This window comes from Streptomyces sp. NPDC056128 (genome assembly GCF_042263835.1).
In the GTDB taxonomy this organism is placed as follows: Bacteria; Actinomycetota; Actinomycetes; order Streptomycetales; family Streptomycetaceae; genus Streptomyces.
The window spans coordinates 68250-83350 of record NZ_JBHJVQ010000030.1 but is presented as its reverse complement, the minus strand read 5'-3'; the positions used below and the strand labels follow the sequence as shown (position 1 = coordinate 83350).

Genomic DNA, 15101 nt, shown 5'->3' with positions numbered 1-15101 from the left:
GGGACCATGGACGACGCGTCACTGGACCGGCTCGGCGCCGGCAAGTACCTGCTGGTCACCACCTACCGGAAGAACGGCACCCAGGTCGCCACGCCAGTGTGGGTCGTACGGGACGGCGACGCGCTCGGCGTCTGGACCGCCGCCGACTCCTGGAAGGTCAAGCGCGTCCGCAACCGCGCCGACGTGCTGATCGGCCCCTGCGACGTGCGCGGCCGGCCGACCGGCGACCAGGTGCCGGGGACGGCGGAGATCTGCGACGCGGCCACCACCGCCCGCTATCGGAAGATGCTCGCCCGCAAGTACGGCGTCCTCGGCAGGCTCACCCTCTTCGGCAGCCGGCTGCGCCGGGGGCTGGACGGCACCCTGGGCATCCGCATCACGCCCACCCCGCCCGCGCCCTGACCGGCCCTCAGGTCCAGGCCCGGTACGGCTCGTCGACCAGTTGGAAGACCGGCTCGCCCCGCACCGGGTCCTGGGCCGTGGACAGCCGCACCCGGTCGCCGCTGTGGATGCCGATGAGCGGGCCCATGACCCGGCCGCGCAGCACGAAGCCCTCGGCCATCTCTATCAGGGACACGTTGCGCGCGGCGGGGCTGTTGCGGTGCACCACCGTGGCGTGGCGCACCGTGCCCGTGCCCTCGCTGCGTTCGGTGCGCAGCTCACTGCCGCGACAGACCGGGCACAGCACCCGGTGGTACATCGCGGTGCCGCACCAGGTGCAGCGCTGGAAGAAGACGGCCTCGGTGTCGGGCGCCTGCGGGTCGAGCACGCCCGTCGGGGAGCCGGCTGTCCGCTGAGCGACGTTTCCTGAGTGGTGGTACACGCTGGTCAACTCCCTGCACTCGGGCCGGAATCCCGCGTGCGCGGTCACCGGGCACGCGTGTGCGCGGCTGGTCCGTGCCACCGTGCACGCGACAGAGCGTATGGCACTCAGTGTCACACGTAAAGGCACTCCGTACCCTCAATTGAGCGTTCGGTCGTCCGTGAAGGCCGTCTCGATCTCCCGGACCACCTGCCACAGGGGCGTCCCGCGCCGCGCGGCCACGACCACCAGGTCCTCGGGCGACCCGCCCCGGGGCGCCACCGGGACGTCGCCGAACGTGGACTGGGCGTAGCCCAGCGCGTGGTCCACCGCGGCGCCCGCGTCGTCCCGCCCGTCCGAACGGAGCCAGCTCCGCAGGGCGTTGTTGTGCGCCGCGACCACCGCGGCCGCGATCACGTCGGCGCGCAGGCGGCCGTCCGGCCGTCCGCCCAGGCGCCCGCGCAGATACTCGGCGAGGGCCCGCTCGTAGCGCCACACCACCGACAGCTCGTAGGCGCGCAGCCCGGCGACCTGCTTGGTGAGGTGGTAGCGCTGCACCGAGAAGTCCGGGTTCTCGGCGTACATGCGCAGCACCAGGCGGGCGGCGTCGCAGACCCGCCGCACCGGGTCGGCGTCCTCGGGCGAGGCCGCCAGGAAGGCCGTCATGTCGGCCAGGCACCGCTCGTGGTCGGGGAAGACCACGTCCTCCTTGGACGGGAAGTAGCGGAAGAAGGACCGCCGTCCGACGCCGGCCAGGGCGACGATGTCGTCGACGGTGGTCTGTTCGTAGCCGCGCTCCAGGAACAGCCGGAAGGCCGCCGCGACCAGCGCCTCCCGCATCGGCGGCCGGGCACCCGCCGTGTCCGTCCCGTCCCCGCGGCGGGGCGCCGCACTGCTGGTGCTCATGAGGGCGAACGTAGCAGTTCACCGACGCGCATGGCACTGAGTGCAGCCGGGAGAGGGAACTGAGTGCGCTCGCCGCCTGGCAGTCCCGGTCGAATACGATCACTTCCGATCAGCAACGAGGAGTCCGCATGCCGTCCGCCCGCCCCCGCCTCCTGTACGTCACCGACCTGGCCTACGAGGCACGCGGACGGCGCTACTGCGACGAGGACATCTTCCTGACCTCCCGGCTGCGGGAGGAGTTCGACCTGGCCCTGTGCCATCCGCGGGACGCCGCCGCGCTGATGGACGCCTTCGACGCCGTCGTCGTGCGCAACAGCGGCCCGGTGCTGGGCCACAAGGACGCGTACGACGCCTTCCGCGAGCGGGCCGCCGAGCGCGGCACCCTCGTCTACAACCAGCTCACCGGCCGGGCCGACATGGCCGGCAAGCAGTACCTGCTCGACCTGACCGCCGCCGGATTCCCGGTCATCCCCACCGCCGACCGGGCCGAGGACCTGCACCTGCTGCCCGCCGCCGGCGAGTACGTCGTCAAGCCCAGGCTCGGCGCGGACTCGGCGGGCCTGCGGATCGTGCCCGCGAGCCGGGTGCGCGAGGCGCTGGGCACCGGCGCCGGGGACCTGCTCGTCCAACCGCGCGTGGACTTCGCGTACGAGGTGTCCTTCTACTTCGTCGACCACGACTTCCAATACGCCCTCTACGCGCCGCGTCCCGAACGCCGCTGGCAACTGGAGCCGTACGACGCCACCGTGGCCGACCTCGACTTCGCGCGGCGGTTCATCGAGTGGAACGGCGTCGACCACGGCGTCCAGCGTGTGGACGCCTGCCGGGCGCCCGGCGGTGAGCTGCTGCTGGTCGAACTGGAGGACCTCAACCCGTACCTGTCGCTCGACGCCCTGGACGAACCGGGCCGCGACGCGTTCGTCGGCGCCCTGCGCACCGCCCTGCGACGCCTCCTGGCGACCCGGCCCACCGAGGCCGACAGGACCTAGCATGGCGGTCATGGCCGCCATGGACGTCTTCCTGCACCGGCTCGACCCCGACATGTGCGTGGTGACGGCCGCGGCGGGCGGGGAGCGGGCCGGGTGCCTGGTCGGGTTCTCCTCGCAGTGCTCCATCGACCCCGTCCGGTACGTCGTGTGGCTCTCCGAGGTCAACCGGACCTACCGGGTGGCGTCCTCCGCCGACGTCCTGGCCGTGCATCTCCTCGCCCGCGACCAGCGCGCGACCGCCGAGCTGTTCGGCGGGCGCACCGGCGACGACGTCGACAAGTTCCAGGGGGTCCGCCGGCGCGAGGGGTACGGCGGGGCCGTCGTCCTGGAGGACGCCGAGGCGTGGTTCGTCGGGCGGGTGGTGGCGCGGGCACCCGGGGGCGACCACGTGGGCTTCGTCCTCGAACCGGTCGAGTGGGGCGGGCGCGAGACGTCCGCCGGACCGCTGCTGCGCCTCGACGGCGCCCGCGCCATCCGCCCCGGCCACCCGGTGAACTGACCGGGCGCGGAGGTCAGCGCCCGGCGGCGCCCCGTTCGGCCAGGGCCTCGGTGACGGCCCGCACGCTGCGCGCGATGTGCTGCAGCTGGAGCACCTCCGCCGCGTACAGCTTGATGGTGTGCTCGATGACCCCCTCGTGCAGCCCGAGCCGCGGCAGGTCCGCCCGCGCGGTCTGCAGAGCGGTGCGCGCCACCCGGATCTCGTGCTGCACCTGGATCTGCGCGTGGCGGGCGAGCAGCACGGGGTGCCGGATCAGTGCCGGATACCCGGCGTACCGGGCCGGCACCAGTTCGCGCAGCCACTTGGCCGCCGAGCGTTCCCAGTCGTAGCTGCCGGGGGCCTTGACCTGGCAGGGCCAGTCCGGGCTGATGCGCGTGGTCGTCAGGGGCATGATCATCGCTTCCGGGTGTGCGGCGTCGACGGGGTGGGCGACGGGTGGGGGCGGTCCCGGTCCAGGGGACGACCGGGACCGCCGCGGGCGCTCGCTCAAGCGATGCCCGACCGGAACATCCCGGTGCGCCGGAGCGGGTAGGAATCGGCGTCCGGAGATGTTCGCGGCAGGTGTGGACGCGGTCCGGGACGGCCGGGTCGCGATCCGTGAGCAGTATTTATATATGCCATCCGCTTTGCAAGACGTATGAAAACATTCATGCCTGCTTTGCCGGGGATGGCCCCCGTATGCGCCGACCAATCTCCACGCCGCCCCCTCGTCGAGGCGACGGCTCGGTCCCCGCGGCTCAGTCCCGCAGGAAGAAGTGGTGCTGGTCGGCGACCTGCTCGTACTCCTCCAGCCGCGCCTGCGTCCGTTCCGGATCGGCGTCGGTCATGGCCTGGAGCAGCGCCGCGCACATCACGCCCGGCGCCGCGTAGGAGTCGAAGACCAGCCGCGAACCGGTGCCGGTGGCGAAGGTGACGTCGGCCTCGTCCACCACCGGGCCGAGCGCCAGGTCGGTGATCAGCGCCACCTTGAGCCCGGCACCGCGTGCCACGCGTACGGCGCCCAGGGTCTCGTGGGCGTGCCGGGGCATGGAGAAGGCCAGCACCCAGGTGCCGCCCGCCTCCCGGGACTGGAGCAGGGCGTCGTAGGCGACGGTGCCGCCCCGGGTCACCAGGCGTACGTCGGGATGGACCCGGCGGGCCGCGTAGGCGAAGTACTCGGCGAGCGAGACGGAGATGCGCAGCCCGAGGACGGTCAGCGGCGCCGAGGCGGCCAGCTTGCGGCCGACGTCGATCACCCGGTCCGCGTCGGCGAAGTCGCGCCGCAGGTTCTCCAGGTTCTCGATCTCGGCGTCCACGGCCGCCTGGAGTTCGTTGCCCCGGTTCTCCTCGGCCGCGACCGTGCCCCGGCTGCCCAGCGCGATCGACTGGAGCCGCTCCCGCAGCGCCGGGTAGCCGCTGAAGCCGACCGCCGACGCGAACCGCGTGACCGAGGGCTGGCTCACCCCGACCCGGTCGGCGAGGTCGGTGATCGACAGGAACGCCGCCTCGTGCAGGTGCTCGATCAGGTACTGGGCGATGCGCCGCTGTCCCGGGGAGAGGCGGGGCCGGTCGAACAGCGTCCGGAGCCGGGAGGTGGGGGAGGCCGCCGCCTCCGGGGCCGCCCGTCCCGAGGTGATCGCCGATGCCTGTGCGCGTGCCTGCTGCGGCGATGGCACGGGTGCGCCTCCTTTGTCTCCCATGTCTCCCACGAAGGTCAACATAGCTCACCCCCCGTGGTCGGCACGGCGGTCCGACGAGCCCGCCCGGCGAGGGATAGCGGCGCGCCGTCCGGGAACCCGCCGCCACGGAAGGTCCCGCCGGCCCGTGCGGCCCGCGGACACGAACAGCACGCGGACACGGACGAGGAGCCTCCGTCATGACCGTCCCGGAAGAGAACCGGCCGAAGACCGACACCACCGACGCCGCCCCGGACCGGCGCGAGGACGAGCCGCCGCGCCCGCCGGGCGGCACCGGCCGGACCCTGCGCGAGGCCCTGGAGGAGGCGCACGTCCGCCCCGACGACTACGCCGACGAGTGACCGGCCACGTCCGGGTGACCGGCGCCGACTAGCCCATCGCCTCCGCCGGTACCACCAGGTCGGCCCGGTGCCCGCTCGCGGCGACCAGGTCCGCGTTGGCCTGGTCGGTGCCGAGGGCCCAGGCGCGCGCCTGTTCGGGGGACTTGCCGAACCGCTCGTGCCGGGCGACGAGCCGGCGGACCCGCTCCGCCTCGGTGAGCCCGCAGAACCACACCTCGTCGAGCCGGGACCGCACCCGCTGCCACGCGCCGGTCTCCAGGAGCAGGTAGTTGCCCTCCGTCACGACCAGCCGCGCCGACGGCGGCACGGGCACGGCCCCGGCGACGGGCTGCTCCAGTACCCGCTCGAAGCCGGGCGCGTACACGATGCCGCCGTCGCCGTCCTCCTCGCGCAGCCGGCCAAGGAGCGCCGCGTACCCGGCCGCGTCGAAGGTGTCCGGCGCGCCCTTGCGGTCCCGGCGGCCCAGTCGGTCCAGTTCGGCGTCCGCGAGGTGGAAGCCGTCCATGGGGACGTGCGCCACCCAGGGTTCGCCGCCCGCGCCGTTCAGCTCCCGCACCAGACGCTCGGCGAGCGTCGACTTCCCGGCGCCGGGGGAGCCCGCGATGCCCAGGACCGCGCGCCGTCCGCCGGACGGGAGGGCGCGGGCACGGGCGAGGAGGTCGTCGAAGGTCAGCGGCACACCGCACAGTGTGTCACCCGATGGGACGTGCCCCGGCGGGGAACTGTGGGGTGTATGAGTACGCAGCTGGGACTTCCCGACGCCATCCAGGCCTGTCTCTTCGACCTCGACGGGGTCGTCACCAGGACGGCGGTGGTGCACGCCGCCGCCTGGAAGGAGACGTTCGACGCCTTCCTGCGCGAGCGCGACGGAGCGGACTTCCGCCCCTTCACCGACTCCGACTACGACGAGTACGTCGACGGCCGCCCCCGCGCCGACGGCGTCCGCTCCTTCCTCGCCTCCCGAGGCGTCGAGCTGCCCGAGGGCGGACCCGACGACCCACCGGACGCGCCCACCGTCAACGGCGTCGGCAACCGCAAGAACGAACTGCTCCTGGCGAAGATCCGCACCGACGGCGTGGAGCCGTACGAGGGCACCCTGCGCTACATCGACGCGGTCCGCGCCGCCGGCCTCGCCACCGCGATCGTCTCCTCCAGCGCCAACACCCGGGACGTGCTCCACTCCATCGACGCGGAGGGCCTGTTCGACGTGCGGATCGACGGCGTGGTGGCCCGGGAACGGAAACTGCCGGGCAAGCCCCACCCCGACACCTTCCTCGCCGCCGCCCGCGACCTCGGCGTCGACCCGTCCCGCGCCGCCGTCTTCGAGGACGCGCTGGCCGGCATGGACGCGGGCCGCTCCGGACACTTCGGCTTCGTCGTCGGCGTCGACCGCGTCGGCCAGACCGACGCCCTCTACGCCCACGGCGCCGACCGCGTCGTCAAGGACCTCGCCGAGCTGGGAGGCCGCGCGTGATCACCAACCGGACGTACACCGTCGAACCGTGGAGCGTGCGCGAGACCTCCCTCAACCTCGACCTCCTGGCCCAGAGCGAGTCCGTCTTCGCCCTGTCCAACGGACACGTCGGCTGGCGCGGCAACCTCGACGAGGGCGAACCCAACGGCCTGCCCGGCAGCTACCTCAACGGTGTGTACGAACTGCACCCGCTGCCGTACGCCGAAGCGGGCTACGGCTACCCCGAGGCCGGCCAGACCGTCATCAACGTCACCAACGGCAAACTGCTGCGGCTGCTCGTCGACGACGAGCCCTTCGACCTGCGCTACGGGCGGCTCCGCAAGCACGAACGCACCCTGGACCTCAGGCGCGGCGTCCTGGAGCGGACCTGCGAATGGACCTCCCCGGCCGGTACGACCATCCGGGTGCGCTCCACCCGGCTGGTCTCCCTCACCCAGCGCGCCATCGCCGCCGTGGAGTACGAGGTCGAGCCGCTCGACAGCCGGACCCGGGTGGTCATCCAGTCCGAACTCGTCACCAACGAGAGCCTGCCCGACCCCGACGGCGACCCCAGGGCGGCCAAGGCGCTCCAGTCCCCGCTGGAGCCGGAGGAGCACCTGGCCCAGGGGTCCCGGCTGCGCCTGGTCCACCGCACCCGGCGCAGCGGGCTCAGGGTCGCCGTCGCCGCCGACCACGTGGTGGACGCCCCCGGGGAGACCGACACCAGTGTGGAGAGCAACGACGACGTGGCCCGGCTGACCATCACCTCCGTCCTGGAACCGGGACAGCGGCTGCGGGTGCAGAAGACCGTCGCCCACGGCTGGTCGGGCGCCCGCTCCCGGCCCGCGATGAGCGACCAGGTCGAGGCGGCGCTGGCCGCCGCCGCGCACGGCGGCTGGAACGGCCTGGTCGCCGAACAGCGCGCCTACCTCGACGACTTCTGGGCCAGCGCGGACGTCGAGGTGCACGGCGACGAGGAGATCCAGCAGGCCGTGCGCTTCGCCCTGTTCCACGTCCTCCAGGCCGGGGCCCGCGCCGAGCAACGAGCGATTCCGGCCAAGGGACTCACTGGTTCCGGATATGACGGACACGCGTTCTGGGACACCGAGATGTTCGTGCTGCCCGTGCTCACCTACACCGCCCCCAAGGCCGTCGCCGAGGCGCTGCGCTGGCGCCAGGACACCCTGCCCGCCGCCCGGGACCGCGCCACCCAGCTCGGACTGCGCGGCGCCGCGTTCCCGTGGCGGACGATCGACGGGTCGGAGGGCTCCGCGTACTGGCCGGCCGGCACCGCCGCCTTCCACGTGGCCGCCGACATCGCGCACGCCGCGGTGCGCTACACGGCGGCGACCGGCGACACCGACTTCGAACGCGACACCGCCCTGGAACTCCTGGTGGAGACGGCACGCCTGTGGCGCTCCCTGGGCCACCACGACCACCACGGCGTCTTCCACATCGACGGCGTCACCGGCCCGGACGAGTACAGCGCCATCGCCGACGACAACACCTACACCAACCTCATGGCCCGCTCGAACCTCCTCGCCGCGGCCGACGCCTGCGAACGCCACCCGGACGAGGCGACCCACCTCGGCGTCGACGACGAGGAGAGCGCCGCCTGGCGGGACGCCGCCGAGTCCGTGCACATCTCCTACAACGACGAGATCGGCGTCCACGAGCAGCACGCGGGCTTCACCCGTCACCAGCGCTGGGACTTCGCCGCCACCGCCGCCGACCAGTACCCGCTGATGCTGCACTTCCCCTACTTCGACCTGTACCGCAAGCAGGTGATCAAGCAGTCCGACCTGGTGCTGGCGATGTACACCTGCGGCAGCTGGTTCGACGACCACTGCGACGAGGACCAGATCGCCGCGAACTTCGCCTACTACGAGCCGCTGACCGTGCGGGACTCCTCGCTGTCCGCGTGCTGCCAGGCCGTCGTCGCCGCCCAGACCGGGCACCTGCGCCTGGCCTACGACTACGCCGCCGAGGCCGCCCTGATGGACCTGGCGGACCTGGAGCACAACACCCGCGACGGACTCCACATCGCCTCGCTGGCCGGTACGTGGATGGCCCTGGTCGCCGGGTTCGGCGGCACCCGCCGGGACGGTGACAGCCTCCGGTTCACACCGCGCCTGCCCGAGAAGTTCAGCCGCCTCGCCTTCCGGCTCCAGTTCCGCGGCCGGTGCCTGAGCGTGGAGATCGACTCCGACCGGGCGACGTACAAGCTGCTGACCGGCGATCCCCTGACGATCCGTCACCACGGGACGGAGGCGCACGTGAACGGGGACGGCCCCGTCACCCTCCCCGTCCCGGCGCCGAAGCGGCGCCCGACCCCCGAACAGCCCCCGCACCGGCGCCCCAACGAACTCTGACCGGATGGCGGCGGGCCCCCGGACACCGTGACGCACGACACTGCCCGACTGGCCGAGTTCCACCCTGCACTTCGCTGGGCCGCGGGTTAGTTTGACCTTGATTTCCGGGTTTCCGGGGCTCCCGCCACGGGCGGCAGGAGGTGAGGACCGAGCGGCCCCGCGAGGTGCGGGGGTGAGGGGTGCACGATGGCCGACGGCGCGAACGCCATTCTCGTGGGCAGACGGCGGGGCGAGACGGCGATGTCCGGCACTCCCCGACGCCTGCCCGTGGACCTCCTGCTCGCGGCAGTGGCCGCCGTCTTCACCGTCGCCCAACTGGTCCTGGTCCACCCCTCGATGGGTCTTGGCTGGGACGAGACGGTGTACGTCAGCCAGGTCACCACCCATCACCCCGCCGCCTTCTTCAGCGCGCCGCGTTCCCGGGGCGTCCCCCTGCTGGTGGCGCCCGTCGCCTCCTGGTCGGCCTCCACCGAACTGCTGCGCGTCTACCTGGCCGTGCTCTCCGGCCTGGGCCTGTATCTCGCAATGCGCGCCTGGCGCGGCCTGTTCCCGTCCCACGTCCTGGCCACGGCCGGAGCCTTCTTCGCCACCCTGTGGGTGACCCTCTTCTACGGTCCGCAGGCCATGCCCAACTACTGGGTCGCCATCGGCGCCCTGATCTGCGTGGGCTCCTTCCTCCGGGTCCTGCGGGGCGAGTCCGGGCGGCGTGCGCTCTGGGGCGTGGCGGCCGGCGGCCTCCTGATGGCGCTGATGCGGCCGACCGACGCCGTCTGGGTGGCCGTACCCCTGCTGCTGCTCGTCCTCCTACGCCGCCACTGGATGCTGCTGCTCGCGCTGGCGGGGGGCCTGGCGGCCGGGGGACTGGAGTGGGTGATCGAGGCGTACGCCTGGTACGGCGGCCTCGGCGAGCGGCTGTCGAGGGCCTCCGAGATCCAGGGCGGCCTCGGCTGGAACTTCGCCGTCGACGACCAGATGCGCAGCCTGGGCGGACGCGGACTGTGCCGCCCGTGCACCGGAGCGATGCCTCACCCGCTGGTCACCCTCTGGTGGCTGGCGCTCCCGCTGGTCGCCGCCCTCGGCGTCGCCGTCGCGGTCCGGGCCCGGCGGACCGAAGCGGCCCTGGTCCCCTTCGCCTGCGCCGTGACGTCCGCGCTGCCGTACCTGTTCATGATCGGGTACGCGGCGCCCCGCTTCCTCCAGCCCGCCTACGCCCTGCTGGCCATCCCCGTCGCCGACGCGCTGTGGCACCTGGTCAGGAACGGGCGCGGCCGGTGGCGGCCGATGCTCGCGCCGCTGGTGGCGCTCGCCCTGGCCGGGCATCTCGCGGTCCAGACGGCCGTCCTCATGGGCACCGTGAACCGCAACGTCGACAGCCGCCAGGACTGGACCCGCGTCGCCGACGAGCTGCACCGGCTCGGCGTGCGCCCGCCCTGCCTGATCACCGGCCACGAGTCGATCCCCATCGGCTACTACACCGGCTGCTCCTCCGGCGAGACCAGCGGCAACAACGGGAACACCACCGCCGCCGAGATCGTGGACACCGCCTCCAGGATTCCGGTCGCCGCGATCACCGGCCCGGGCGGCACCGCGCCCGGCTACGCCCGCGACTGGACCCCGCACCGCATCACCGACCTGAGCGTCCGCGTCGCACCCCCGGGTTAGAGATCGCGTATCGGGAAACGCGAACCGGGCAACGAGACGACCTGGCCGACGCAGCGCGAGAGGGAGGCAGCGATGGGCACCGACCCCATGGCCGACGACGCCTACCAGCCCACCGGAACCAACGAGGAGCAGGCCGACGCCGCGCCCCTCGACCTCCAGGACGCCGTCGACGAGCGGACCTACGACGACACGCTCGACGAGGGCTACTCCCCGCCGGAGAAACCCCTCGGCGTGAACCGGCACGGCACCACGGCCGCCGAGCAGCACGACGGCGAGAGCCTCGACGAGCGGCTCGCCGAGGAAGTGCCCGACGTCGCGGTACCGGACGGCGACGGCGTGGGCGATCAGCCCGGCGGCGACGGAGAACCGGTCGACCCGGAGGCGGGCACGGAACGGTCCGGACGCCTGGTCGCCCCCGACGAGGGCGTACGCGCCGACACCACCAAGGAGACGGTCGCCGAGGACGTGGGCATCGACGGCGGAGCCGCCGGCGCCGAGGAGGCCGCCATGCACGTCGTACCGGACGAGACGGAGCCCGCGGACCCCGAGGACGACGGGACGGGCCCCGGCCGGACGGGCTGACCCGCCGGGGCCCGGCCGGCCCGGGCCCCTGTGATCAGGGCAGCAGCTTGTCGAGGGCCGCGGGGCCCTCGTCGGCCAGCTTCCGCCTGGCCCATTCCAGGTTCTTCGGCGTGACGTCCCGGCCGGCCGCCAGGACGACGTCCTCCGGGGACACCTCCGTGCCGGTGCGCGCGTGGAGCAGGTCGTCCGGCGTGGCGCGGTCGTCGCCGGTACGGGCTTCGGACGGTCGGGAGGCGTCGGGCTGTGACGTCGACATGATCAGTGCTCCTCGGATCCGGATCGCTGCTTCGGTGCCGTGCTGTTGTCGGTCCCGAATATCCCGATAACACCATTCAATGCGGATTCCGCCCGCGCATCCGGAGTGCCGGACGATCCGACGTGCCGCCCGGGGCACCCCGGCGTGTAATGGAGGGCACGCGACATCGGACCGATCGAACCTGTCGCCCGGCAGAAGGACCACGGCCATGGCACGAAGGCGCACCGGCGCCGGAGGACGGGGGACAGGCGGCGGGGGAGGACTGCGGCGATGGGGCGAGTGGTGCGCCCGGCACGGCGTGATCGTCGTCGTCGCCTGGCTGGCCGCACTGGTCGCGCTGACCCTGACGAACCGCTCCTTCGGCGGCGACTACGCCGACGACTTCAACCTGCCCTCCGCCCAGTCCCAGCAGGGCCTGGACGTCCTGGAGCGGCACGATCCGGCGGCCGGCGGCTACAGCAGCCAGATCGTCGTGCACGACGACGACAAGGCGCTGACCTCGTTCGGCTCCCAGATGTCCACCACCGTGAGCGATCTGGGCAGGCTCCCGCACGTCCTGTCCGCCCAGAACCCGCTCACCGCCACCCCGCAGTCCGGTTCCTCCCAGCAGAACGTGGGCCCCGTCTCCACGGACGGCCGCACCGGGTACATCACCGTCCGCTTCGACATCCAGCCCGCCCAGCTGGGCGACGGCTACCTCGACGGCGTGGACGACGCCGTCGCCCCGCTGCGCTCGGCGGGCGCCGAGGTCGAGTACGGCGGATCGCTCGGTGAGCTGGCCCGTCCGGCGGCCGACGACCGGGTGAGTGAACTCATCGGCTTCGGCGTCGCCATCGTCGTCCTGCTGATCGGCTTCGGCAGCGTGCTCGCCGCGGTCGCGCCCCTGGTCACCGCGCTGATCGGAGTGGTCGGCGGGCTGGCCTGCCTCGGCCTGCTCGCGGCGGCGTTCACCTTCGCCACCGTGTCCCCGACCCTGGCGACCATGATCGGCCTGGGCGTCGGCATCGACTACGCCCTGTTCCTGATCACCCGGCACCGGCAGAACCTCATGAACGGCGCCGACCCGGTGCGGGCCGCCGGTCACGCCACCGGCACCAGCGGCCGGGCGGTCCTCGTCTCCGGCTGCACGGTGATCGTCGCGCTGCTCGGCCTGTACGCGTCCGGGGTGTCCTTCATCGGCAAGCTCGGCATCGCCGCCGCGGTGACCGTCGTCTCGGCCGTCCTCGGCGCCCTGACCCTGGTGCCCGCCCTGCTCGGGCTCGTCGGCCGGCACATCGACCGGCTGCGGGTACGCCGCCCGGTCGCCGAGACCGACGCCGAGCCCGGCACCGAACCCCACGGCACATGGCACCGCTACGCACGGCGGGTGGAGCGGCGGCCGTGGCGCTTCCTGGCCGCGGGCGTGGCGGCCCTCGTCGTGCTGGCCGTCCCCGTGTTCTCCCTCCAGCTCGGCCACATCGACGACGGCGCCGACCCCACGTCCTTCACCGACCGGCGGGCCTACGACCTGATGTCCGACGCCTTCGGGCCCGGCTCCAACGGCCCGCTGACCGTCGTCGTCGACCAGAGCGGCGTACCCCAGTCGCAGCGCTCGGACCTCTCCTCGCAGGTCACCAAGAGCCTCGACGGCGTCTCCGGCACGGCCGCGGTGACACCGGTGACCCCGACCCAGGACGGCGACGTCCTGCTCGCCACGGTGTACCCGAAGGAGGCCCCGCAGAGCGCCGCCACCACCGACCTGGCCAACCGCCTGGTCGACAGCACCCTGCCCGACGCCGTCGCCGGCACGGACGCCGAGGGCTACGTCACCGGCGCCACCGCCTCGCAGGTGGACTTCCGCGACATCGTCGCCGAACGCCTGCCGCTGATCATCGGCGTCGTGGTCGCGCTGGCCTTCCTGATCATCCTGGCGGTCTTCCGCGGCCCGCTGGTCGCCCTCAAGGCCGCCGTCCTCAACGTGCTGTCGATCGCCGCCTCCTACGGCGTAGTGGTGGCCGTCTTCCAGTGGGGGTGGGGCGGACCCGCGCTCGGGGTCTCCGGCACGGTGCCCATCGAGAGCTACGTCCCGATGATGATGTTCGCGATCATCTTCGGACTCAGCATGGACTACGAGATCTTCCTGCTCTCCCGGGTCCACGAGGCCTGGCTGCGCACCGGGAACGCGAAGGACTCGGTGGCCCACGCCCTGGAGATCACCGCGCGGGTCATCACCTGCGCGGCCCTGATCATGGTGAGCGTCTTCGCCGCGTTCATCATCAGCGACAACATCGTGGTCAAGATGCTCGGCCTCGGCCTCGCCGTGAGCGTGCTCATCGACGCCACGATCGTCCGCCTGCTCCTGGTGCCCGCCGTGATGACGCTGCTCGGACGGCACGCCTGGTGGACGCCCCGGTGGCTCGACCGGATCCTGCCGCACATCGACGCGGAGGGCGAGCACGAGGTGGGCGTCAGTCCCGGGCGGGCGGCGAAGGGGTGAGGACGAGCATCGTGACGTCGTCCTGCACGTCCGGACAGAACCGCAGCAGGTCGGCCCAGACCAGCCCCGGGAGCGCGGACGGATCGGCGCCCGCGAGCGCGGCCAGCCGTTCGGCCAGCGGGTAGAAGGCGCCGCCGTCGCCGCGGGCCTCGACCACGCCGTCGGAGGCCAGGAAGAGGCGGTCACCGGGGCGCAGCGGCACCGTGCACACCTCGATGGCTCCCGCGTCCGCCAGCCCGAGCCCGAGCGGCGTCCACGGGGCGACCTCCAGCTCCGTGGCCCGCCCGTCCCGCAGCAGCAGCGGCGGCGGGTTGCCGCAGACCACGACGCGCACCTCCAGGCCGTCGGCGGAGAACTCCAGCAGCGCGGCCGTCGCGAACAGCTCCGCGTGCCGCGCGTCCGCCGAGTCCACCAGCAGCCTGCGGTCCAGCCGCCCCGCCACCGACGCGAGGTCCGGCCGGTCCAGCACCGCCTCCCGGAACGCGCCCAGCAGCGAGGCGACCGTCGACACCGCCGACAGCCCGTGCCCCTGCACGTCCCCCGTCACCACCCGCACGCCGAACGGGCCGTCCCGCACGTCGAAGAAGTCGCCCCCGACCAGCGTCCCGCGCTGCGCCGCCCGGTACAGCCCGGCGCAGCGCACCGCCCCCACCCGCTCGGGCAGCGGGGGCACCACCGCACGCTGCGCGGCCTCGGCGACCGTGCGCTCCAGCCCCAGCTGGGCATCGCGCCGGCTGCGGACGAAGGACACGAACACGCTCAGCACCGCGACGAAGACGACGGTCAGCAGGTCGGCGTCGCCCGGCCGGTCGAGCTGGAAGACCGGCACGGTCAGCAGCGCGATCACGGCACCGCACAGCGCGGCCGTCGCCAGCGGGCTGTACGACAGCACGGCCAGCGGCGGGATGGCGCCCAGCAGGAAACCGATGTCCAGGCGGTCGTCGCTGAGCAGCGTCGCCAGGCAGATCAGCAGGATGAGGGCCGGCGGCAGCACCCGCACCCAGCGGGGCGGCGGGGCCCCGCTCAGCCAGCTCCGCCGGTCCTCGCCCGGGCGCAGCGGCGGGCCGGACACCTTTCGCACACCACC

General features: G+C 73.2%; 16 protein-coding genes and 1 pseudogene. 10 read left to right on the top strand and 7 right to left on the bottom strand.

Features of this window, described 5'->3' with window-relative positions:
• Window positions 1–6: 6 nt before the first annotated feature.
• Window positions 7–402, top strand: a complete 396-nt coding sequence (locus ACFC1X_RS33940) for a PPOX class F420-dependent oxidoreductase (protein ID WP_376361421.1) — start codon at window positions 7–9, stop codon at window positions 400–402.
• Between the two features lie 7 nt (window positions 403–409).
• On the opposite strand, the gene ACFC1X_RS33935 is transcribed toward ACFC1X_RS33940, so the two are convergent.
• Window positions 410–823 (bottom strand): Zn-ribbon domain-containing OB-fold protein, encoded by a 414-nt coding sequence (locus ACFC1X_RS33935; protein ID WP_376361418.1) that lies wholly within the window; start codon window positions 821–823, stop codon window positions 410–412.
• Window positions 824–961: 138 nt separating this feature from the next.
• On the bottom strand, window positions 962–1708 hold the full coding sequence (locus ACFC1X_RS33930) for a TetR family transcriptional regulator (RefSeq protein WP_376361416.1): 747 nt from the start codon (window positions 1706–1708) through the stop codon (window positions 962–964).
• A 128-nt stretch (window positions 1709–1836) separates the two neighbouring features.
• Here ACFC1X_RS33930 and ACFC1X_RS33925 point away from each other — a divergent pair, with 128 nt between their 5' ends.
• On the top strand, window positions 1837–2697 hold the full coding sequence (locus tag ACFC1X_RS33925) for a hypothetical protein (RefSeq protein ID WP_376361413.1): 861 nt from the start codon (window positions 1837–1839) through the stop codon (window positions 2695–2697).
• A gap of 10 nt (window positions 2698–2707) precedes the next feature.
• A complete protein-coding gene (locus ACFC1X_RS33920; RefSeq protein WP_376361410.1) occupies window positions 2708–3196 on the top strand; it encodes a flavin reductase family protein in 489 nt (162 codons plus the stop codon).
• Between the two features lie 13 nt (window positions 3197–3209).
• Here the strand turns inward: ACFC1X_RS33920 and ACFC1X_RS33915 are convergent, their stop codons facing one another.
• Both ACFC1X_RS33915 and ACFC1X_RS33910 read right to left on the bottom strand, forming a co-directional pair.
• On the bottom strand, window positions 3210–3593 hold the full coding sequence (locus ACFC1X_RS33915; RefSeq protein ID WP_376361407.1) for a hypothetical protein: 384 nt from the start codon (window positions 3591–3593) through the stop codon (window positions 3210–3212).
• Between the two features lie 340 nt (window positions 3594–3933).
• Window positions 3934–4875: a MurR/RpiR family transcriptional regulator gene (locus tag ACFC1X_RS33910; RefSeq protein WP_376361404.1), complete on the bottom strand. Its 942-nt coding sequence runs from the start codon at window positions 4873–4875 to the stop codon at window positions 3934–3936.
• A 176-nt stretch (window positions 4876–5051) separates the two neighbouring features.
• On the opposite strand from ACFC1X_RS33910, the gene ACFC1X_RS33905 reads away from it, so the two are divergent.
• Window positions 5052–5213 (top strand): hypothetical protein, encoded by a 162-nt coding sequence (locus ACFC1X_RS33905; protein WP_376361401.1) that lies wholly within the window; start codon window positions 5052–5054, stop codon window positions 5211–5213.
• A 28-nt stretch (window positions 5214–5241) separates the two neighbouring features.
• Here the strand turns inward: ACFC1X_RS33905 and ACFC1X_RS33900 are convergent, their stop codons facing one another.
• Window positions 5242–5892, bottom strand: coding sequence for a nucleoside/nucleotide kinase family protein (locus ACFC1X_RS33900; RefSeq protein ID WP_376361398.1), 651 nt, complete (start codon window positions 5890–5892; stop codon window positions 5242–5244).
• A 54-nt stretch (window positions 5893–5946) separates the two neighbouring features.
• Here ACFC1X_RS33900 and ACFC1X_RS33895 point away from each other — a divergent pair, with 54 nt between their 5' ends.
• The 4 genes from ACFC1X_RS33895 (at window position 5947) to ACFC1X_RS33880 (ending at window position 11282) form a co-directional block, all read left to right on the top strand.
• Window positions 5947–6687, top strand: coding sequence for a beta-phosphoglucomutase family hydrolase (locus ACFC1X_RS33895; RefSeq protein ID WP_361367092.1), 741 nt, complete (start codon window positions 5947–5949; stop codon window positions 6685–6687).
• Window positions 6684–9038, top strand: a complete 2355-nt coding sequence (locus ACFC1X_RS33890) for a glycoside hydrolase family 65 protein (protein WP_376361394.1) — start codon at window positions 6684–6686, stop codon at window positions 9036–9038. The genes ACFC1X_RS33895 and ACFC1X_RS33890 overlap by 4 nt, the downstream gene beginning before the upstream one ends.
• A gap of 186 nt (window positions 9039–9224) precedes the next feature.
• Window positions 9225–10700 (top strand): hypothetical protein, encoded by a 1476-nt coding sequence (locus tag ACFC1X_RS33885; protein WP_376361391.1) that lies wholly within the window; start codon window positions 9225–9227, stop codon window positions 10698–10700.
• A 72-nt stretch (window positions 10701–10772) separates the two neighbouring features.
• Complete coding sequence (locus ACFC1X_RS33880) at window positions 10773–11282, top strand: DUF5709 domain-containing protein (protein WP_376361388.1); 510 nt, start codon at window positions 10773–10775, stop codon at window positions 11280–11282.
• Between the two features lie 34 nt (window positions 11283–11316).
• On the opposite strand, the gene ACFC1X_RS33875 is transcribed toward ACFC1X_RS33880, so the two are convergent.
• A complete protein-coding gene (locus ACFC1X_RS33875) occupies window positions 11317–11538 on the bottom strand; it encodes a hypothetical protein (RefSeq protein WP_376361385.1) in 222 nt (73 codons plus the stop codon).
• 79 nt (window positions 11539–11617) lie between these two features.
• Here ACFC1X_RS33875 and ACFC1X_RS33870 point away from each other — a divergent pair.
• Window positions 11618–12907: pseudogene (locus ACFC1X_RS33870) on the top strand (MMPL family transporter); the annotation flags it as partial.
• A 141-nt stretch (window positions 12908–13048) separates the two neighbouring features.
• Window positions 13049–14014 (top strand): MMPL family transporter, encoded by a 966-nt coding sequence (locus tag ACFC1X_RS33865; RefSeq protein ID WP_376361476.1) that lies wholly within the window; start codon window positions 13049–13051, stop codon window positions 14012–14014.
• Here ACFC1X_RS33865 and ACFC1X_RS33860 read toward each other — a convergent pair.
• Window positions 13986–15095 carry a PP2C family protein-serine/threonine phosphatase gene (locus tag ACFC1X_RS33860; RefSeq protein ID WP_376361382.1) on the bottom strand — a complete coding sequence of 370 codons (1110 nt, stop codon included), beginning with the start codon at window positions 15093–15095 and terminating at the stop codon, window positions 13986–13988. The two genes, ACFC1X_RS33865 and ACFC1X_RS33860, sit on opposite strands and share 29 nt — an antisense overlap.
• Window positions 15096–15101 lie beyond the last annotated feature (6 nt).